Origin of the sequence: Amycolatopsis sp. EV170708-02-1 (assembly GCF_022479115.1) — a bacterium.
In the GTDB taxonomy this organism is placed as follows: Bacteria; Actinomycetota; Actinomycetes; order Mycobacteriales; family Pseudonocardiaceae; genus Amycolatopsis.
Genome location: NZ_CP092497.1, coordinates 3902034 through 3922499, shown reverse-complemented (window position 1 = coordinate 3922499; position 20466 = coordinate 3902034). Strand labels below are relative to the sequence as shown.

General features: G+C 66.5%; 17 protein-coding genes, 2 tRNA genes and 1 pseudogene. 2 read left to right on the top strand and 18 right to left on the bottom strand.

Annotated elements, in window-relative coordinates:
- Positions 1-339 precede the first annotated feature (339 nt).
- The 12 genes from MJQ72_RS18505 to MJQ72_RS18450 form a co-directional block, all read right to left on the bottom strand.
- Positions 340-837: a hypothetical protein gene (locus MJQ72_RS18505; protein ID WP_240600592.1), complete on the bottom strand. Its 498-nt coding sequence runs from the start codon at positions 835-837 to the stop codon at positions 340-342.
- 218 nt (positions 838-1055) lie between these two features.
- A complete protein-coding gene (locus MJQ72_RS18500) occupies positions 1056-1916 on the bottom strand; it encodes a M48 family metalloprotease (RefSeq protein ID WP_240601361.1) in 861 nt (286 codons plus the stop codon).
- A gap of 196 nt (positions 1917-2112) precedes the next feature.
- Positions 2113-2502: a hypothetical protein gene (locus tag MJQ72_RS18495; RefSeq protein WP_240600590.1), complete on the bottom strand. Its 390-nt coding sequence runs from the start codon at positions 2500-2502 to the stop codon at positions 2113-2115.
- Positions 2503-2524: 22 nt separating this feature from the next.
- Positions 2525-3670 (bottom strand): bifunctional lysozyme/C40 family peptidase, encoded by a 1146-nt coding sequence (locus tag MJQ72_RS18490; protein ID WP_240600588.1) that lies wholly within the window; start codon positions 3668-3670, stop codon positions 2525-2527.
- Positions 3667-5691, bottom strand: a complete 2025-nt coding sequence (locus MJQ72_RS18485) for a hypothetical protein (protein ID WP_240600586.1) — start codon at positions 5689-5691, stop codon at positions 3667-3669. The genes MJQ72_RS18490 and MJQ72_RS18485 overlap by 4 nt, the downstream gene beginning before the upstream one ends.
- Before the next feature lie 61 nt (positions 5692-5752).
- Positions 5753-8314, bottom strand: coding sequence for an ATP-binding protein (locus MJQ72_RS18480; RefSeq protein WP_240600584.1), 2562 nt, complete (start codon positions 8312-8314; stop codon positions 5753-5755).
- Positions 8314-8709: a hypothetical protein gene (locus tag MJQ72_RS18475; protein WP_240600582.1), complete on the bottom strand. Its 396-nt coding sequence runs from the start codon at positions 8707-8709 to the stop codon at positions 8314-8316. The genes MJQ72_RS18480 and MJQ72_RS18475 overlap by 1 nt, the downstream gene beginning before the upstream one ends.
- Before the next feature lie 80 nt (positions 8710-8789).
- Complete coding sequence (locus MJQ72_RS18470) at positions 8790-9035, bottom strand: hypothetical protein (protein ID WP_034315664.1); 246 nt, start codon at positions 9033-9035, stop codon at positions 8790-8792.
- Between the two features lie 8 nt (positions 9036-9043).
- Positions 9044-9958: a conjugal transfer protein gene (locus MJQ72_RS18465; RefSeq protein WP_240600580.1), complete on the bottom strand. Its 915-nt coding sequence runs from the start codon at positions 9956-9958 to the stop codon at positions 9044-9046.
- Positions 9959-9960: 2 nt separating this feature from the next.
- Positions 9961-10203: a hypothetical protein gene (locus tag MJQ72_RS18460; RefSeq protein WP_240600578.1), complete on the bottom strand. Its 243-nt coding sequence runs from the start codon at positions 10201-10203 to the stop codon at positions 9961-9963.
- 64 nt (positions 10204-10267) lie between these two features.
- Positions 10268-11101: a transposase family protein gene (locus tag MJQ72_RS18455; RefSeq protein WP_240600576.1), complete on the bottom strand. Its 834-nt coding sequence runs from the start codon at positions 11099-11101 to the stop codon at positions 10268-10270.
- An 883-nt stretch (positions 11102-11984) separates the two neighbouring features.
- Positions 11985-12530, bottom strand: a complete 546-nt coding sequence (locus MJQ72_RS18450; protein WP_240600574.1) for a hypothetical protein — start codon at positions 12528-12530, stop codon at positions 11985-11987.
- Here MJQ72_RS18450 and MJQ72_RS45090 point away from each other — a divergent pair.
- Positions 12429-13013 (top strand): annotated as a pseudogene (locus tag MJQ72_RS45090) (recombinase family protein); the annotation flags it as partial. The gene MJQ72_RS18450 and the pseudogene MJQ72_RS45090 sit on opposite strands and share 102 nt — an antisense overlap.
- 645 nt (positions 13014-13658) lie before the next feature.
- On the opposite strand, the gene MJQ72_RS18440 reads toward MJQ72_RS45090, so the two are convergent.
- From MJQ72_RS18440 to MJQ72_RS18430, 3 genes are all read right to left on the bottom strand, one after another.
- Positions 13659-13731: transfer RNA gene (locus MJQ72_RS18440), tRNA-Glu, on the bottom strand.
- Positions 13732-13861: 130 nt separating this feature from the next.
- Positions 13862-13933: transfer RNA gene (locus tag MJQ72_RS18435), tRNA-Gln, on the bottom strand.
- A gap of 51 nt (positions 13934-13984) precedes the next feature.
- Positions 13985-14719: an HAD family hydrolase gene (locus MJQ72_RS18430; RefSeq protein ID WP_240601360.1), complete on the bottom strand. Its 735-nt coding sequence runs from the start codon at positions 14717-14719 to the stop codon at positions 13985-13987.
- A gap of 552 nt (positions 14720-15271) precedes the next feature.
- On the opposite strand from MJQ72_RS18430, the gene MJQ72_RS18425 reads away from it, so the two are divergent.
- Complete coding sequence (locus MJQ72_RS18425; RefSeq protein ID WP_240600573.1) at positions 15272-16510, top strand: FAD-dependent oxidoreductase; 1239 nt, start codon at positions 15272-15274, stop codon at positions 16508-16510.
- A 50-nt stretch (positions 16511-16560) separates the two neighbouring features.
- On the opposite strand, the gene MJQ72_RS18420 is transcribed toward MJQ72_RS18425, so the two are convergent.
- The 3 genes from MJQ72_RS18420 to MJQ72_RS18410 all read right to left on the bottom strand — a co-directional run bounded on the left by MJQ72_RS18420 (position 16561) and on the right by MJQ72_RS18410 (position 20316).
- Positions 16561-17331 carry a fumarylacetoacetate hydrolase family protein gene (locus MJQ72_RS18420; RefSeq protein ID WP_240600571.1) on the bottom strand — a complete coding sequence of 257 codons (771 nt, stop codon included), beginning with the start codon at positions 17329-17331 and terminating at the stop codon, positions 16561-16563.
- 19 nt (positions 17332-17350) lie between these two features.
- A complete protein-coding gene (gene cimA, locus MJQ72_RS18415) occupies positions 17351-18976 on the bottom strand; it encodes a citramalate synthase (RefSeq protein WP_240600569.1) in 1626 nt (541 codons plus the stop codon).
- 296 nt (positions 18977-19272) lie between these two features.
- On the bottom strand, positions 19273-20316 hold the full coding sequence (locus tag MJQ72_RS18410) for a 3-isopropylmalate dehydrogenase (protein ID WP_007031599.1): 1044 nt from the start codon (positions 20314-20316) through the stop codon (positions 19273-19275).
- Between the last annotated feature and the right edge of the window lie 150 nt (positions 20317-20466).

Sequence of the window (20466 nt, the reverse complement as noted above, 5' to 3'; positions counted from 1 at the left end):
CGAACTCACCGACGATCTCGCCCGCAGCCTCGACGAGTGCACGTCCTACCGCCCCGTCCTGCTTGGTCGTCTGACGAGCAAGGTGGCGGATCCTCGCGGGAGTCAGCGGAATCAAGTCGAGACAGACATCGACCTTCTCTCCGAGGTCTGGCCGGACGTCACCCAGCGCGTTCGCCAGAGCCTGCAGAGGGTCGTCCGGCCGAAGCGGTAGCGCCTTGAGCGCGAGGTGGGCCGGACGTGCGAGGACCAGCTCGGCGCGTGCCACGTGCACCTGCGGTGCAGCCCTCCTGGCGGAAGGAAAAGTCTCCCCAGCTCGGCGTGCCCGGAGGTCTCGCAAGTTCATCGCGTTCCCCCGTCCGCACGGAGGTCATCTCGCCCTCGTCCGTGGTCCCGGGACGTATCTCCTTGGTCACCCGAGTTGCGGCGGATCTCGACTTCCGGGTAGGTCAGCTTGTTGATCACGCCGGTGATCGACTCCCGGCCTTCCACGCTCATGGCCAGCTTCCCGAGCGCCTCGTCGGTGCTGAATCGCACCCGGACACCGACCGCGGACTTCGGCACCCAGCCGTGCACCGGGCGCACCCGGCCGAGCTGGTGCGCGAACGCCAGGACGCCCTGGAGGGACGGGTCGAACGTGGCGGTCGGGAGGAGGTCGTAACTGACTCTGGAGCGGAGGTGGTGGGAACGTAAGTGTCGGTGGAGGACGAAGACCGCGATCAAGATCGCGACCACCGCCGTGGTCACCCACCACAGCGCGGGCTCGGCGAGCACGTGGTGAATATCGAGCGCCTTCGGCGCGCTGGTTCCCTGGATGGCCTGGCGGCCATGGGGGAACAAGTCGGCCTTTCCGACTGGGCTTGTCCACAGCGCCTGAGCAGCGGAAGCCTCCGCAGACACAGAACACGCCGGCGCTGGGTCAACCGCAAGGTCAATCGCGAAACAGCTGCGCCTCATCATGCTTGAGACACGCGTCCGTACGAACCAGTTCAATGCAGGCAGCGCCGACGAATCATCCTGTTCCGAGCGGCCCTAACGGGCAGGCATGCCCGTTGAGGTCAACCGCGCTCAGCCATCTCCTCCAGGAAACGGACGCGATCAGCTATCGGAGTGTGCCTGAGGAACAGCCGGGATATTCCATCGCCGTCCCGGAAAGGATTGACCATGAGCAGGTGAGCCTGGGTGACGATAGCGGCCTCCGGCGCAAGCGGCGCGGCCTTTACGCCGGTCTCCAGCTTTCGCAACGCCGAGGCCAACGCCAAGGGATCATCCGTGAGATCCGCACTGTCCGCGTCCGCATGCTGATAGATGGAACTGCTCACCGGAACACGTACGAAGATGGCGGCCACCGGCCCCAGGATGGCCATGAACAAGACAGCGAGCGGGTTCGGCTGGTCATCGTCCGCCACGATCGGAGCGGTATAGCCCAGGATGCCGATCAGGCTGACGGTGCCGGACAACGCCCCAGCGATGGACAGCAGCAGAGTATCGCGGTTGTAGATACGAGCCAGCTGATGTCCAAGGACCGCACGTAGCTCACGTTCGTCCAGCAATTCCAGAATGCCTGCGGTACAGCACACTGCGGCGTTTCTCGGAGTGCGGCCAGTCGCGAAGGCGTTCGGCGCGATTGTTGGACTGACGTAGATCCGTGGCATGGGTTGGCGTGCCGCCAGGGCAAGTTCCTTGACGATGCGGTAGAGGACAGGTTGCTCGGGCTGTGAGACAGGTCGAGCTCGCATCGCCTTCAGCACAAGCCTGTTGGAGCTGTAGTACGCGTAACCCGTCAACAGCAGCGCGATTCCGAGGCCAACGAACAGCGCGGTGCGGCCCCACAGGGACGCAACCAGCACGACCAACCCGATAGTGCCGCCGAGCGTCAACACAGTTCGCGTGATGTTCGACCTACTTCGCTTGTACATGCCATAGCGGAACCGGGGCTGCGCCGGCAGTCCCGAAACGAACGTGTCGTAGTCACCTCCGTTGCGGAAAGCGGCAGGAGAGTCCGCGAACGCTGCTAAAAGCCGCCTGCCACGCCCACCTTGCTCCGCAGTTGGCGAGTGGCTGAAAGCGGCCGAGGAGTCCGCGATGGCAGACAAGAGCCTACGACCCACTCCGTCACGAGGCATCGTTGTCACCTCGATCCCGAGGTTGCCGACCATCGCCCTCGCCATCAGGGATGATCGCCTCCGCGTACCTCGCAACCTTCTTCACCACGACAGGCGCCGCAGCTCCTATCCCAAAAGCGACAAACCCATTGGCGACGATCTCGGTCGTGGCAAGCGCAGCGGCGGTCGCCGTAGCGATACCGAGGTGCAGGACGATCGACACCCCGTAAACGCCGCCCCCAGGACCCCTCGGCCGAGCCCAAGGCCAGCCCTTGACACGATGGCATGCTTCCAGGAACAGCACGGCACGGTTGGTCGCGGCACCGATCAGACCCCACAAGGCGTACTGCCACACCAGACGCAATCTACGGCACCACACGCGAGGCAGCAGATCGCCCATCACATCACGTCGAGCTCGACGGCTATAGCAGCCGCCTTCCTCCTACGTACTCACCAAGATCGATGGTGTCGAGTCGAACCGCAGCCCCGGAGTACGGCGCATTGATCATCCTGCCGTCACCCAGGTAGATGCCAACGTGGTGAATGAGACCAGGACTGTAGAAAACAAGATCACCTGGCATAAGTGCTGCTAGGCCTGATTCTTTCGACAAGGGGGCACCGATCGCGAACTGAGCCCTGCTGTTGTGCGGCAAGGTGATACCGACCTTCGCGTAGGCGAAGAGAACAAGACCGCTGCAGTCGAAGCCAGTCTTGTTGTAGTCCCCGTGCCGGTCGGCGACGCCACCGTCCCGGATCCCGCGGCTCGGCCCAGCAGCCGTGCCACCGCCCCAGGCGTACGGCACACCGAGCTGCGACATCGCGGCGTCAATCACGATCTTCGCTGCCCCGGAAGCGCTGACGACAGGCCGGAGGTCAACCGCGTCGTATCGCTCGATGTTGGCGAGGACCTGGGTGACGTAGTTCTGGCTGGCGTTGTACCGCAATAGCGCGGCGCGTAGCTGGGCCTGGTCCTTCAAGTTCCGAGGCCCGGTTCCGCAGAGGTACGCCGCCGCGCCGAGAGCGGCGTCGAAGGCATTGTGCGGGTTTCGGGCGCCATCGTCGTTGCCGTCCTGTTCGACGCCGGCCCAGGTGGTCGTAAGGAACTGGAACGGGCCGACGGCGCGGGCGAAGGTTCCGTCGGGATTTCGGATGGGAGTGCGGTTGCCTCCGACGCCGCTGCCGTCGAGAGGTGGGCCGAGGATCGGTGGCGTGATGTCCCCGTTGGGTGCGATCGTCCGTCCGGACGCGTGGCGGGATTCGACTTCGGCGATGCCTGCGAGGATCGACCAGCGCATCCCAGCGCAGGCAGGGCGAATGCCGCCGATGCGCTGGGACGCCTGTTGGTAGGCGGTGAGCATGACGCCCGGGAGGCCGGGTACGTGTCCTGGCGCCGGGCTAGATCCGTCTGCTCCCCCGGCGATGACGACGATGATCAGGACGGCTACGAGTACGCAGGCGATGGCAGGTCCGAACAGGAGAAAGAGAGCAAGGCAGCCCCACCGTTTCGGATGTTCGCGGACCTCGTTGCGGACGTGCTCGGCGACTTGGAGTGCAAGCAGCGGGTTCATGACCGATGCTCGTTCAACCGCGTACGCAAACGCTGCGACCACGTCGGCGTGATCGGCAACATCCCAGGCGGCAGCGCAGTCGGTTCCGGGACTGGGCTCTGGCCGCGTGCCCTTCTCCCCGCGGCAGCGGAAGCCGCGAGGTCGGTGCCGGTGAATTCGGGCGTGGCCGAAATCCTGGCGGGTGGCTGAGGCGCAGCTGGCGACTCACCGGCTGAACGGCGGCTGCCGAGTACCGACGCCGCGGTGGTCGCGACATTAACTAAGGGGCTTGCGGCGGCACCGAGATTTCCAGCGTACGTGGAGGTGTAGGCCTTCACGGCGCTCGCCTTGCGCCCGAGTGCTGTCTTGGCCGCGGTGCCCCGTGCGGTGAGGGCGGTATGCGCGCGATTCGCGGCCGCAGGCCAGGACACCGGAGCACCCAGTGTGAACGAGACGGCCTTGCTGCCAGCCTTCCCGCCCATTTTACCCGCGGTCACCAGCCGGTTCTTCAGGTAGTTCGCCGGGGCGATGGCCTCAGTGAAGGCACCGGCACCGGTCTTGATCGTCCGGCTGATCCGATGCGGCCCAGGCTCGACGACGGGCAAGGGCATGGATTTCGGCCCGCTCCGTGGCCTGCCGAGCCGCTGGACACCGGAATTGACGTTGGACCGGATCCGCTGAATGTTCGCCATGAGCCGCTTGCGGAACAGGAAGCCGGAGAACACGACGATGTCGATGACGGCGAACTTGACCAGCTGTGGGCCGAGGTCGGCGAGCATGAGCGACCGCAGCAGCACGGTCATGACGGCGATGAAGAATATGCCCATCAGCAGCTTGGCGATGGTTCCGGCGATCGAGCTGATGCGGTAGGCCAGCTGGTGCTGCAGTGTCGGGATCAGGGCCGCGATCAGGGCCAGGCTGAGCAGGAGGCCTTCGAAGAGCAGGAAGTACGGGGCAAGGATCTGGATCGCGTTGAGGCAGATGGTGAGGATCGCGAACAGGATCATCGCGACGGCGTACTCCCACGCCCCGAGCATGCGGTCGCCATCGGCGACCTCGTTGTACTTGCCGTACTCGCTGGGACAACCGGCGAGTACGCGGGCCGGGGTGCTGTCTTTGCCGGACCAGGGGCCCTGGTCGAGGATCTGTTTGATCGAGTACTGGCAGGCGCCCGTGCCCTGCCTGCCGGAGACCGGAGTCCCGTAGTTGAGCGTCTCCCACGGCGCGATGAGCAGGTTGTCGATGAGGGCTTGCCCGATCGGCGCGGCGGGATTGCCGGTGCCGCCGGGTTGCTTGCCCATGATCACGGCGCTGACGTCGGCGCCGAGGTCTCGGCTGAGGCTGAGCACTCCCCCGTCGCCGACGAGTAAGTCGACGGGATGGGTGATGATCGCGATGGCCAGGACGTTGACCGCGATCGTGGACACGGTCTCGCGCCAGGCTCGGGTGGTGAGGCCGCGCACGAACAGCAGGCCGAGGTAGCCGGTCGCGATCAAGAGAGCCAGCTCTCGGAGCTTCAGCCCGCCAATGATCGTCGTCTGCCAGATCTTCTCGAGGTCCTGCGCGGGCGCCTTGATCCAGTCGACCACGCCGGCGGTCATGGACCATTCGGTGAACCAGACGGAGAAGCCGAGTGCGTACTTGCCGACGGCGAAGCCCATGTTCGCCAGCCAGAGCCAGATCGTCGGCATGGGGTTGCTGATCAGCGAGGGCAGGTTGGCGAAGAGGTCGTAGTTGCGCAGGTCGCGGCCGTAGCCGTCGTCGATGGTGAACATGCCCTTGAGGTGGGCGGCGTGCCCGGGGTCGTCCCGCAAGGGCAGGGTCGGCGCATCCGGATCGGGATGGTCCAAGCTCGGTGGATTCGGCTGTGGAGCGCGGGGATCGGGAACGACAAGGCACAACGGGTACGGCTGGCACGGCCGTGGTTCGTTCGGTGGCAGCGGGACGGCTTGAGCAGTGGCGGGCGCGGCGTTGCCGAGCAGTAGGACAAGCACGATGGTGGCGAACGCGAGAGGTTTCGCGGCACGCGCGTTGACCGTCATGAACGTCTCCCGGGGTCGCGCCGGTGGTGTCCGAGACATGGCGCGTACCAGCGGGTTTGATTCAGGACCGCCGGACGGTGGGCGTGGTGAGAACGGCTTGAGGCAGCGTCCGGTAGGGCTGGGTCAAGATCTTGACCTTGCCGACCCGGCCGGCGTGGTCGCGGACCAGGAACTCCCCGGCGCGCGCTCCGCGTTCTTCGTCGCCGCCTGCGGGGTTGAGCGGTGATAGATCTTTGGTGACGATCTCCTGGTAGCGGGTATCGGCGGCGTCGACGCCGAGCCACGCCAGCCCGCGTCGGGCGAGACCGCCGTCACGGTGGCGGCCGAGCATCCGCACGGCGATCAGGCCGCGGAGGACTTCGTCACCGAGGTCGCTTTCGGAGTGCGAGCCGAAGGCGGCGTCGGCGCCGTGCTTGCGCCCATCCCGGACGAACTCCAAGGCGATCTGCTGTCCCTCGGGTGTGCCGGTGACGTTGTAAGCCTCATCGCAGATGAATTGGCCCCATCGCTGGGTTCCGAAGCAGATCTCCTTGGCGATCGCCGCGATCAGCAGATGGAAGGCACGGCCGAAGAGCTTCCTCGGCGGGATGCGGGCGGCCATGCGCTCGCTGCTCATCTCGAGGGTGTTCGGGAGCGGGACTTCGTTGGTGCAAAAGACCACCATGTCCGCAGCGAGCAGGTCGACGGGCTCAAGCTCGGTATCGAAGATCGGGCGGGTGATCGGATCACGGCGAAGGCGCCGCAGTCGGTCGGCGAGGCCTCGAGACGCTGGGTCCGTGGCGCCGTGGTCGGCGAGGACGTCGATGAGGGCGTTGCTGGACGCGGTCGAGCCGCTGACCTGGTCGAGGGCGCGGCCGAGCGCGTCGCGTTCGGCCGAGTTGGATTCCAGGTCCAGCCAGGAGGCGAAGAAGGTTTCGGCGATGCCGGTGCTGGACTTCGTCTTGCCGTGGAAGACTCGGAGGGGGTCGCAGGAGTGCCGGAGCTCGGTGTCCGCGGCGCGTTCGCTGTCGAGAGTGGGGTCGACGATGTCGACCACTTGGCAGTTGCCCGGGAGTGCTTTCGCGACCGGCGCCCATTCGCGGCTCCGGGTGCGGTCGATGGCGATCACGCGGCCGTCGAGCATCAGCCGGACGACTGCGGCGAGGTTCTTCAGTACGACCGATTTCCCGGAGCCGAGTTCGCCGATCACCGCGACGCCTCCGGACGAGTCGTGGGTGGGTCCATAGGTCGGGTCGAGCAGGAACGGGGTGATCGCGCCGCCGTCCAGGACCATGCCGAACAGGGCGCCGCTGGGGTCGCCGAACTCGGCGGACGACATCGGGAGCAGCATCGCGCAGTCGCTGGCGAGGAGGTTCTGGCTGCATTCTCGGACGACGAGTGGTGTCCGGTAGCCGGGAAGCAGCGCCTGATAGAGCTGCTTCTGTCCACCGAGCGGCCTCTCCCACTTGTACTCGCCGCCCAAGAACATCTGCCGCAACGTCTTGGCCCGTGCGTCGCACTCGTCGGCGGTGGCACCCCACACGCAGGCGACGACGCCGACCTCGAGTTCGATTTCGGTGGTGCTCGCGCCGAGGCGGGCGTTCTTGTGCTGGATCTCCTCCTGGGCGGAGTGAACGTCGGCCGGTACACCCGCGGTGTCTCCACCGTGTTCGTCGTCCTGGCTCATCAGGTCGCGGGTGCGGCGCCGGTTGGCCGCACGAGCCTCGTCGTTCGTCTTCGCCGCGATGCGCAGCGCGTAGTCGACTCCGAAGCCGATGTTCGCCAGTCGCGACAAGATCTCGTGCCCAGGAAAGGTGAAGGCGCGGGGCATCTCCGCGAGTACGAGATTGGCCTGGTAGCTCTCGACGAGTCCATCGTCGTCGGGTGTGACGCACTTGAGGAACCGCTTGTTCAGGACCTGTAGTGGGTTTCCCAGACGCCTGCCTTCGTCGCTGCGGCCGCCTTCGTCGAACACGGTCCCGCGCAACGTCACAAGCCGAGCACGGCTTCGGCCGCGTGACAGGGTGGCGCCGGTGTTGTGCACGGTCGACGCGCGTTCGAGCTGAGGCTCGCGAACGCCTCTGACCGGAGCGCGGCACAACCACCACAGCAGTTCGGCTTCGGTCGCGGGGCGAAGTGGGATCGCGCCGCCGAGGTCGTGCTCGATAACGCGCGCAAGGTCCTGTGCCTCAGAGACAGCTTGAGGCGACACGGGTCGCGGCGGGAGACCGAGGCCTGCGCTCAGTGCCGCTCCCGCGGCTCGCAGCAGGGCACGGCCTCCGTCGCGCCAGCCGGTGCCGGCGAGAGGTTTGGCGATCCAGTAGCTGCGGCCGAGCACGTCCAGGTCGTCGAGCTGGTCCCAGGCGTTGTGCACAGTCTCCGCCCAGTGCGGGTTCTCATCGAGGTCGATACCGCCGAGGCAGCGCCGGATGATCGCGTGAGGCTGGACCTGTTCACACAGCGACGCCAGCATCACCTCGCCGCGCAGGGACTTCATGAACGTGACGGTGCGGTTGTACAGCTCATGCAGCTGCTTTCCCGTCGAGCGAGCGCTTTCCCGCGGATGTGCTCGCCATACCGCCCAGACCGACCCGTCCGCGCAAAACAACAGATTGCCGCTGATGTCCTGGATCTGATTCTCCATCACCGGACTCCAGCGAGCAGCCGCTGCAGTGACGACCTCGGCGGTCCGCTATCCACAGGCAAGTGTGAGTTATCCACAGTTACATCCACACCATGCAGGTGGAACCGCGGCGTGCACGACACCGGACGCTCCGGCCGGTAGGCCCGACCTGCGAGCATTCCCGAAGACGGCGCGAGCAGATGCGCTACGAGGCCGACCAGCCAGCTAGCCGGCGTCCGCGATTCGATCCGTGCGCGGCGGACGGCGATCGCGGACAGCGGCACACCCCAGCGCGCTGGGCCCAGCCAGTCCAGGAGCGGCAGCTTCCACACGACCAGCAGGAGGACGAGGAAGACCACGCCTTGAGTGAGCGTGTACGGCCCACCAGGCAGGTATCCGCCGTCCCTGCCCGGCATCCGCCCGAACATCCGCGGAAACCTGCGCGACCTCGTGTACGACCGTCCAACTAGGACATCACCGCGCGTGCGCTGCGCGGTCATTTCGTGAACCAGGCGCCGAACATGCCCGACACACCATCGAGGTTGAGCAAAATGCCGAGGAAGATCGCGGCGATCACGCCGTACTTGATCGAGCGGGTGAAGTTGCCCCGTGTCCCGATCAGCAGACCGATACCACCGACGACGGCCGCGAGCAGGATCAGGCGGCGAACGGCCTGATCTCCCCAGGCGAGGTTGGTGTCGATCCAGGTCTTGACGTCGGCTGCGAGCACAAAGGTCGACATCTCGTCTCCTATTCTCCGGCCAGAAGCGGAGCGGGGTCGATTCGGCTGACTTCCCAGCGACCTGCCCGCGCGACGAGAGTGAGGGCGTAGTCGATCGTGGTGACCTGCCCAAGGACGTCATATCCCCAGGCTCGAGCGGTTGTATGAACCTCGGTCTCGTCCAGCGGCCGGGCCGCCTGGCCGGGCTCGAACGGCTCGTGTGTACGCAGGTCAAGCAGCTGGAGCTCGGCGTACAACGGCGGTGCAATCGCGCCGACGTTCGTCCCTGGCGCGATATAGCGACTCAGCTCCCCTCGACCGGCCAGGTAGGCGACCAGAAAGCCGTGCACGGATTGACCGATCGGCCCGTTCAGCTCCGCGGACTCCGGGTAATCGAGATCGACCGCGGCGAGCGTGCGCGGACACGCCACCGGTGCCGGAAGCGACGTAGCGACATATCCTTCTGCACTCCCGACAAGACTGACCACGGCACAGGCCAGCCTCGCTCGATGCTTGCCGTCGGGCTGCTGGACCAAGACGTTGGCCGCGACGAGCACCGACCACGCGCCCGGTCGCGGCGATACCACCGACAACGTGCTGGTATCGACCGGGATCTGCGTGCCGACCGCACGCGTCGACTTCATCCCCGCCGGGTAGAAGGCCTCCAGCCCACCGGAGTCGTCACGGTTGGCCGAGAGCCATGACCGTACGTACATCTCCGCCCAGCCCTGCGGCTCTGCAGTCGCGAACTGCTGCTCCGGCCTCGGGGCTTCAGAAGGCGCCGTCGGCCGCAGCACCACCAAGCCCACGATCACGGCCAGTGGGCTCGCGATGATCAGGCACCACCCCAGCGCCCGGCCGACCCTTCGAGCCGCGGTGTGGACCACGGACTCCAGTTGAGCATCGGGGATCGCTTGCACGATTCGACTCTCGCGACGCTTCATCACTACGCCTCGATGCCCAGCACCTGGTGCAGGCGTTTGCGCAGCTCCCGATCACCAGAACCGGCGAGCACGTCGAGGGCATCACAAGCTGGGAATCCGACCTCGTCGAGGAACCGCCGGAGCTCGTCGTACAGCTGCCGATCGACCATCGTCGACTCGAGCCGGCGGCCCAGGTCCCGCGCTCGAACACGGGCATGGGCGATGAGCAGTTCGCCGGGGGCGAGGTCGGCACGGGATCCGGTCACGGAAACTCCCTGAGATCTGACGGATCGAGGTGCTCAAGACACGCTTGGCCCGCCGGCCTTTGATTCACCCTCGGCCGGCGCGTTGCCATTCACGACCAGCCTCTGCCAACGCGTCGAGCGCTCGATTCCGCCTCCGCGTCGCCGTCGGCTGGCTCACGCCGAACAGCGCCCCGAGCTGCCGGTCGGTCGCGACTCCGTCCCGGCCCATCTGCTCGCCGAAGTACCGAGCGGTCAGGATCGCCGCTTCCTGTTCGTCGAGCCATCGCTGCTCAACCGCCCATGACAGCAGCTCCAGCAACTCCTCCGACGCGTCCTTCTCGGCCGGCGGCTGGTGCACCGCGACATCGTCCATGTTCACGACTTCGGCGGCAGCCTGCGTGATGTCGACACCGAGTGCGCGAAGCGCGGCCCTTTGGGTGTCGAAGACCAGGTTGGCCGCGACGTGGTGTCGTCGTCGAAGCGGGTAGCAGCGAATCTGCTCCCAGAGGTGACCGATGGCCGCGGCCTGGACATCGGCGTTGGCTTCGTTCGCCGAGACTCCGCCTCCGGTTATGCCGCGGCGCGCGCCGAAAGTGCCGATGGCAGCCCGGCTCGCCCGGACGACGCGGCCGACGATGCCTGGCACCGCGGGCAACATGGCGTTCAGCACGATTTCCCCAGCGACGACGCCTTGGGCTCCAGCGAGCGCGGCCCGCTGCAACAGCGCGTACAGAACTTCGTCGTGACGCGCGTAGTCACGGCTGGCGAGGGCTTCCGAAAGCCGCTCGTGACTACCAAGGTCTGCCAACGCTGGGTCCTGCGCCGCCCAGGAACAGAGGGCGGTGTCGAACCGCGAGCGCGACTTCGGGTCAGCGAACTGGCGTTGGAGCACGGTGAGCGGGCTGGAGGTGGCGGACATCGTGGTGGCCCTTCGAGCGGCGGCAAGATCGCCACGAGGCTCGAAACCGCCCCTCGCCCTTTCCCTGGCTCAGAACCTTGCCCCGGCTCTGGGGCAAGCCGACTTTCACCTGATCGGAGTGCGCCCCCTCGCACCGAACACTTCCGCGCTAGGGCCGCCAGCGGAGAGGGCAACCTCGCGAGACGAGAGCCACCGCTGAGTCTCGCTGCTCTTCCAGCCGAACGAGACGAGGTCTCGGCCAGTCTCGATAGGCGTCTCGCGCGGCGTACACCTTGCCGTCGACCGATCGGTGAATTCGAGCGGCGACCGAAAATACATGTCTCGGTCGATCTCTTTCGATTCGTCGTTCCGTCTCTCCGCGGCGGCGAAGTCTCGCCGTTGACCGAGGCAGGTCTCGGCAGTTCGGGGTGGACTGGATGAATACTTCTGGGGACAGCGCGGTCGCTCCTGAGCCGTCGGAAGGGCGAAGCGACGGGCTCGTTTGGTGCTACGATCAACGTCTCAAATCTGGCGATCGCCGCTATTCTGGTTACGGCACAACAATTTCGGGTGTCCCGGGCGATCGTCTTCGCAGGCGGCTCAACGCCGCGATCAGCGAGCTACTCCAGTGGGCCGCGCACCAGTCCGGCCCAGCAAGTCCCGAGGACGAACCGCCTACATGACAACCTTCGAGCAAGTGAACGATCCTCCGGCGCCCGGCAGTTACGTCTCCGGGCCTTCCGGGCTGTCCGACTACGCCGTATCGCCCCTGGGCATGCCCGCAGCCTTGCTCCGCGACGAAGTCCGGGTGGCCTTCCTCGGCCGGACATCCACCGAGGATCTGCAGGATCCTCGCCAGTCGATGCTGCGCCAGCTCGCCAACTGCAAGGCCGCGATACCCGACTCATGGGTGATCGTGGCTCACTTCTACGACGTCGAGTCCGGTCGGCTTGCCCTGGACAACCGAGGCCGCGGTACAGACTACGAGCGCTTCGACATCCCGATCCCTCGAGCGGGTGGCGTGAGCGACCTGCTCAAGGAAGCCCCTGGTCACACTCGGGCGTTCGACGTGGTGATCTGCGAGGGGATTTCCCGTGTCGCGCGCCGGGCGTTCGAGGGACTGTCCATCGAGCGTGAACTCGAGCGCGCGGATGTGCCTCTCTTCGCGTCGAACGAGCCCATCACGTTGTCCGGCAGCCGCGCGCAGCGCGTCCTCCAGCGCCGTATCAACCAGTCCATCGCCGAGTATGAGGTCCTCAACACCCTGGAGCAGTCCTGGGGCGGGCTCTGCACACACGTCCGAGACGGCTGGAACATCGGCAAGCCACCGTACGGCTACAAGGCCAAGGTGCTTCCGCATCCCAACCCGACGAAGGCCGACAAGGGGAAGACCAAGTCTCGTCTCGAACCGGACGGCCGACGCGCCGAGACCGTCACGCAGATCTTCCACTGGCGGTACTACGACGGTCTCGGCTGCGAGACCATCGCAGACCTGCTGAACGCCGATCTCGAGCGCTACCCGCCACCGACCGCGCCCAGCAAGGCACGCACTCGCGGCTTCTGGGGCAAGAGCTCGGTGCACGGCATCACCACCAACCCCAAGTACACCGGCTACCAGGTCTTCAACCGCCGAGCCACGAAGTCCCGGCGGGGCAAGGTCAACGAGCCGTACAAGTGGGTCTGGTCACCGAAGCCTGTTCACGAGCCGCTGGTGCCCAAGTGGATGTTCGACGAACTCACCGGCCGTCGGACGGCACGACGCGGTTCACGGGCCGACGGGACCACCAATCAACACCCGCAGACCAACCGCACGTACCTGTTCCGTGGACGGGTCGTCCACAGCTGCGGACGCCGCATGATCGGCGACTCCCGGAAGGGACGGCCGACGTACTACCTGTGCTGGCCCAGAAAGAACAACCGCGGCGTCGCCGACCCTCACGCCGATCTGCCCACCGCGGTCCGGATTCGCGAAGACGAACTTCTAGACGCGGTCGGACGTTTTTTCGCCGACCGGATCTTCGGACCTGACCGTACGTCCATTCTGGAAGCCGACCTGGCCACTGTGGACGACACTGCCGCACGAGCACGCGCTGAGGACCGAGAGCGTCTACAACGACAGCTCGCCGACATCGAGCGCAAACAGGAAGCCCTGCTCCGCCAAGCCCAAGACGGCGCACCCGATGACCCCTTCGCGAAGGCGCTGAGGCAGAACTACAACGAACTGGCGGCGAACAAGAACACCGTTCAAGCCGAGATGGTTCAGCTGGACGCGCAAGACATCGAGACTCCAGCACCACCCACACCCTCGGACCTGAGCCTTCTGGACGCCGTCCCTTACTTGCGGGTCAACTTGGCCAGGGCTCCACAGTCCCTGCTACAGACACTCTTCGAGGTGACACAACTCACCGTGCAGTTAAACGGCCTCGGCGACGTCGTGACGATCGGGGTTAAACTGCCAGCAGATCAAGTGCCCTCGATAGCGGAAGCAGGAGAAAGGATCACAGACGCCATGTCGGCTACTGAAATAGCAAAAAGCGCCGATCAGAATGATCGACGCTTTTTGCGTGGTAGCTGTACGTACCCCCGATGGGATTCGAACCCACGCTACCGGCGTGAGAGGCCGGCGTCCTAGGCCGCTAGACGACGGGGGCTAGGATCTCTCTCCTCTGGGAGGAGATTTTCAGTTGTTCACCTGCTGTGTTGCTGTGGAGAAACTTACCAGACCGGGTTTCCCGCCTTCGCAGGGGGGTCACTCTGTGTTCACTCCGGAGAGTTCTCCAGCTGGGGTACCAGGACTCGAACCTAGACTAACTGGACCAGAACCAGTCGTGCTGCCAATTACACCATACCCCAGTGAGGTACCGTTCCGATCTTGACCGGCTCGGTGCCGCACGAGAAAGAATACTAGAGCACGCCGTTCCGCACCGTGAAAGCGGGGGTCTCGGTAGCGCGCTGAGCGGGCACGCCGAGCTTCGCGAACTCGGAAACGAGCAGCTCAGGCAGCTCGTCGAGGCCCGAGATGGTGTGCACGCCCGCCGGGGCGCGCTCGGCGATGCCGTCACGGTCGAGCCAGACGGCGCCCAGGCCGGCGTCGCGTGCGCCGATCGCGTCGGTGTCGAGTTTGTCGCCGACGTGGACGGCCTGCGCCGGGTCGCAGCCGAGGCCGAGGCAGACCGAGTGGAACATCGCCGGGTCGGGTTTGGCTACTCCGAGTTCACCGGCGATGGCCACGTGGTCGAAGAACCGGGCGAGGCCGAGGTCGGCGATCTTCTTGCGCTGATGCGCGCCCGAGGCGTTCGTGACCGCGGCGACGAGAACGCCGGCGGCCCGCAGCCATTCCAGGCATGGGAGGACATCTTCGAACAATTGCCACGAATGGGTGAGAATTTCACGGCGGCGTCTTTCGAAGCCGCTGACCTGGTCTTCGTCGGCCAAAATGCCGATCTCGGCGAGGAAGCATTCCGTACGCTTGTAATGCATGGTCGCGTAATCGATTTCGCCCGCGACCACCAGCGCGACATGCTCTTCGGTGATGAGATCCCACAGCGGCCAAAGGTCGTTCTGGCCGGTGAGGGCGCGCAGGCTGAGCCGGATCGCCGCCGTGCAGTCGATCAACGTGTCATCGATGTCGAGGCACACCAACCGTAACTCCGGGGGCTCCCACGGGGCTCCGTCCGGAGCGTCCGGCGTGGTTCGTGACGAGGTCCGGGGCACGAGAGCGAAATCCACCAAGTGAGGCTAGGGCACTCAGCGCGATCGCGACTCTGCCGATGAGGTGATTAAGGCTGCTCTGTTCCGGCGCGGGCACTCTACTCCCAGTTGGTGAGATGACGTGTTTTAGTTACCGGACAACGGCTAACGCGAGCGGCCGGGTGAAATGTCGATACGCGGCGCCCCATCCGATTCGCGGCGCGCACACCCCGTGATGACAACGAAATCCTTACCCGGCTTGAGTCGCAAGACCGTCCACAAGGGCTTTTCCGCGATCGTCGTCCTTCCGGGACGGTCGCGCACCCTCATGTCCTTTTTGGACATTCAGCCCGACCGCCGTCCGGCTCACACGGTCCGGTGAGACCTGCGCCATACCCCGAACAGCGTATCCGCCCGGATGGCGCTTGACGCGCCCGTCGCGGGGGTGCATCCTGAGCTTATTCAACAAGTGATGAATAAGGGTTCGAAGGGGTGGGACGGATGAACGAACGTACGAACTGCGTGGTCGTCGGCGGTGGCCCCGCGGGGATGGTCGCCGGATTGCTGCTGGCCAGGGCCGGGGTCGAGGTCACCGTGCTGGAGAAGCACGAGGACTTCCTGCGGGACTTCCGCGGCGACACCGTGCACCCGTCGACGTTGACGTTGCTGGACGAGCTGGGCCTGAGCGAGAAGTTCCTGAGCCTGCCGCACAGCCAGATCGCCTACGCCGGCTTCCCCGCCGAGGACGGCACGATGATGCGCCTCGCCGACCTGACCAGGCTGAAGGTGGCGCACCCGTACATCGCGATGGTCCCGCAGTGGGACTTCCTGGACCTGCTCGCCGACGCCGGCGCGAAGGAACCCACGTTCACGCTGCGGCAGAGCACCGAGATGACCGGGCTGATCTTCGAACACGGCCGGGTGAGCGGTGTCCGCTACCGCGACGCCGACGGGAAGACCGGCGAACTACGCGCCGACCTGGTGATCGCCGCCGACGGACGCTGGTCGCTGGCCCGCCGCGAGGCCGGGCTGATGACGAAGGACTACCCCATCCCGTTCGACGCGTGGTGGTTCCGGATCTCACGGCGGGACGGCGAACGCGAGGGCGTACTGACTCCGACAATGCGGGATCGCCGCTTCGCCGTGCCGCTGCCCCGCAAGGGCTACTTCCAGATCGCCTACCTCAGCCCCAAGGGCCAGGACCTGCGCGACCAGGGCATCGAAGCGTTCCGGGAGAACGTCGCCGCGATCCTGCCCGAGCTGGCCGACCGCGTGGACGAGCTGAAGACGACGGACGACGTCAAGTTCCTCGACGTCAAGATGAACCTGCTGCGGAAGTGGCACCTCGACGGGCTGCTGTGCATCGGTGACGCGGCGCACGCGATGTCGCCGGTCGGCGGGGTCGGGATCAACCTCGCGGTGCAGGACGCGGTCGCGGCCGCCACCCTGCTCGCCGAACCACTGCGACGGGGCAGGCCGTCGGTGGCGGAGCTGGCGAAGGTCCGCAAGCGCCGTCTCGCGCCCACGATGCTGGTGCAGGGGCTGCAGCGGATGCTGCACAAGAACGTCATGGGGCCGGTGATGGCGGGCAAGCGCAACGGCCCGCCCGCGCCGATGGTGAAGCTGTTCAGCCGGTTCCCCGTGCTGTCCTATGTCCCCGCACGGCTGTTGGGGCTGGGGCTGCGGCCCGAGCACGCCCCGGCGTTCGCGCGGCGGGCGATGGAGCCGGCCGGGAGCTGAACGCGTGAACGGGCCGGTCCTTGCGAAAGGACCGGCCCGTTCATCGCGCGCTAGATGTCCTGAACCGGGTTCGTCAGGGTGCCGATGCCGTCGATGGTGATCGAGACCGACTGGCCGTCCTCGATCGGGCCGACGCCCTCGGGCGTGCCGGTCAGGATGACGTCGCCGGGCAGCAGGGTCATCACGCCGGACACGAACTCGACCAGCTCGGGGATCTTGTGCACCAGGTCCGACGTCCGGCCGTCCTGTTTGAGGACACCGTCCACCTCGGACCTGAGCGCGAGATCGGCCGCGTCGAGCGAGGTCTCGATCCACGGGCCCAGCGGGCAGAAGGTGTCGAAACCCTTCGCCCTGCCCCACTGGCCGTCGGACTTCTGCAGGTCACGCGCGCTGACGTCGTTCGCCACCGTGTAGCCGAGGATCGCGCTCGCCGCGCGGGCGGCGGGCACGTTCTTGACCGGCTGGCCGATGACGATCGCCAGTTCGCCCTCGAAGTCGACACGGCCGACGCCGCGCGGGCGGCGGATCGGCACGTTCGGCCCGATCACCGTGGTCGACGGCTTGATGAACAGCATCGGGTCCTGCGGGACCTCGTTGCCGAACTCGGCCGCGTGCTTGGCGTAGTTACGGCCGACCGCGATCACCTTCGACGGCAGGATCGGCGCGAGCAGCCGGACGTCGGCGAGCGGCCAGCGTTTGCCGGTGAAGTTGGGGTTGCCGAAGGGGTGCTCGGCGATTTCCAGTACCTGGGCGTCGTCGCCGTCCCCTTCGATCGAAGCGAACGCGACACCACCGGGATGAGCAATTCGGGCTAGACGCACTCCCCCACTGTACGACTCCTCACGCCGGGCCCTCCCTGAGGGACTTGTGCACGAGCGCGTCGCACAGCGCCAGCCAGCTCGCCTCGACGATGTTGCCGTGCACGCCGACGGTGGTCCACTCGCGCTCGCCGTCGCTGGTCTGGACGAGCACGCGGGTGACGGCGTCGGTGCCCGGGTGGCCGGGCAGGATCCGCACCTTGTAGTCGGCCAGCTCCACACTGTCCAACCAGGACAGATGCGGGCTGAGCGCCTCGCGCAGGGCGGCGTCGAGCGCGTGCACGGGGCCGTTGCCCTCGGCGGTCGCGATCACCCGCCGGCCGGCGACGTGCACCTTCACCGTCGCCTCGGAGACGACCTCGCCGTCGGACCGGTGGTCCAGGACGACCCGGTACGACTCGAGTTCGAACGGCGGTTCGTCGAGGACGTCGCTCTGCGGGCCGTCGACCTCCCGCCGCAGCAGCAGTTCCAGCGAAGCGTCCGCGGCTTCGAAGGACCAGCCTTCGGATTCGAGGCGTTTCACCTTCTTCACGGCGCTCGTCAGCGCCTCGGGCTGGCCGGCAAGGTCGACCCCGAGCTCACGTCCCTTGAGCTCCAGGCTGGCCCTGCCGGCCATCTCGGTGACCAGTACCCGCATGTCATTGCCGACCGAAGCTGGATCGATGTGGTTGTACAGCAACGGATCCACCTTGATCGCGCTCGCGTGCAGTCCCGCCTTGTGGGCGAAGGCCGACGCCCCTACGTAAGCCTGGTGGGTGTAGGGGGCGATGTTCGCGATTTCGGCAAGGGCATGGGAGACCCGGGTGAGCTCGGCGGCGCCTCCGGTCGGGAGCACCTCCATACCGAGCTTGGTCACCAGATTTCCCGTCACGGCGAACAGATCGGCGTTACCCGCCCGTTCGCCGTAACCATTGGCGGTGCACTGGACGTGCGTCACGCCGGCCTGCACGGCGGCGACGGAATTCGCCACCGCGCAGGAAGTGTCGTCCTGACAATGGATTCCGAGCCGGAATCCGGTCCTTTCCTTGACCTCGCGGACGGTTTCCGCGAGGCCGAGCGGCAGCTGGCCGCCGTTGGTGTCGCACAGCACGGCGACGTCGGCGCCCGCGTTCACTCCCGCGTCGAGCACCTTCAGCGCGGTGTCCGGGGAGAACGCGTAGCCGTCGAAAAAGTGTTCCGCGTCAAGGAAGACGCGGCGTCCTTCGCCGACGAGGAACGCGACGGTGTCGCGCACCATCTCGCACGCTTCGCCGACATCGACCCGCAGCGCGCGCTCGATGTGACGTAAGTCCGATTTGGCCACCAGGGTGACCACCGGTGCCTGGGAATCGAGCAGGGCCCGCACCTGCTGGTCCTGCTCGGCCTTGGCGCCGGCCTTCCGCGTCGCGCCGAAGGCGACGAGCGCGGCGTGGCGCAGCTTCAGTTCGCCCGAAGCGGCGCGGGCGAAGAATTCCGTGTCCTTGGGCAGCGCGCCCGGCCATCCGCCTTCGATGAACCCGACCCCGAGATCGTCGAGCAGCCTCGCCACCGCCAGCTTGTCCGTGACGGAGTAGGAGATCCCCTCACGCTGCGCGCCGTCGCGCAACGTCGTGTCGTAAAGGTGGAAAGCGTCGCCGAGCGGTGTATCGGCGGGCTCCTTGCGGGTCACGGGAATCTCCTCGTGGTGGTGGCAAAACGTGTTCAGGCAACAAAAAAACCTCCCGCATGGGTGCGAGAGGTTGCGCGCCGGGGGCTCTTGTGGAGCTGTTATCCGGCGCGCTCGGCGATAATGATGGTGCAGGAGGTCACGGACGCATCATGGCACACGGTCCGGCGGGCGTCCACAGGCCGGGCGATGTTTCCCACTTCCTGGGAGGGCTGAAGGGGACTTTCCCCGCATCAGACGCAGCAAAGGGGCCCTTCACCGCGTGAGATGCGGCGAAGGGCCCCTTCAGCCCGAAGAAACTACTGAGTGACCGGGCGCACGTTCGACGACACCAGGGCCGCCAGCCGGTCACCGATCGCGTGCGTCGCACCGGGCGACGCCTGGTCGCGGGTCGCGAGGTCGAAGGCCACCGAGGCCTCGATCCGGCGCGCCGCCTCCTTCTGTCCCAAGTGGTCGAGCAGCAGCGAGACCGACAGCACCGCGGCGGTCGGGTCGGCGAGACCCTGGCCCGCGATGTCCGGCGCGCTGCCGTGCACCGGCTCGAACATGCTCGGGTTCCGCCGGGTGATGTCGAGGTTCCCGCTCGCCGCCAGCCCGATGCCGCCGGTCACGGCGGCCGCCAGGTCGGTGATGATGTCGCCGAACAGGTTGTCCGTCACCACGACGTCGAACCGGGACGGGTCGGTCACCAGGTGGATGGTCGCGGCGTCCACATGGGAGTAGGCGACGGTCACCTCCGGGTGCTCCAGCGAGACCTCTTCGACGATCCGCGACCACAGCGAGCCCGCGTACTCCAGCACGTTCGTCTTGTGCAGGAGCGTCAGGTGCTTGCGGGGCCGCGCCTCGGCCCGGTTGAACGCGTCGGTCACCACGCGCCGGACGCCGAACGCCGTGTTGACGCTGACCTCCGTCGCGATCTCGTTCTCGGTGTCCTTGCGCAGCAAGCCACCGTTGCCCGCGTACGGGCCTTCGGTGCCTTCACGCACGACGACCATGTCGATCTCGCCCGCCTCGGCGAGCGGTCCGCGCACACCCGGGTACAACCGGGCGGGGCGCAGGTTCACGTGGTGGTCGAGTTCGAACCTGAGCCGCAGCAACAGGCCACGCTCCAGGATGCCGCTCGGCACCGTCGGGTCGCCCACCGCGCCCAGCAAGATCGCGTCGTGCTGACGGAGTTCACCGAGTACCGACTCCGGGAGCAGCTCGCCGGTGGAGTGCCACCGGGCGGCGCCGAGGTCGTAGTTCGTGATCTCCGCCGTCGGTACGACCTCACCGAGCACCTTGAGCGCCTCGGAGACCACTTCGGGCCCGATCCCGTCTCCTGGGATCACCGCGAGCCGCATCCACACACCTCCGTAGACCAGGCCACCGGCAGTCCGGATGGCCCATCCGCAAGAAAACGCCAGCAGCGGAAGGTTACCGGCCGTAGCCCGGTAGCCGTAGCCGCACCACCCTTATGCCGGAACCTCCCACAGAGCGAGACAGCCGAAAGA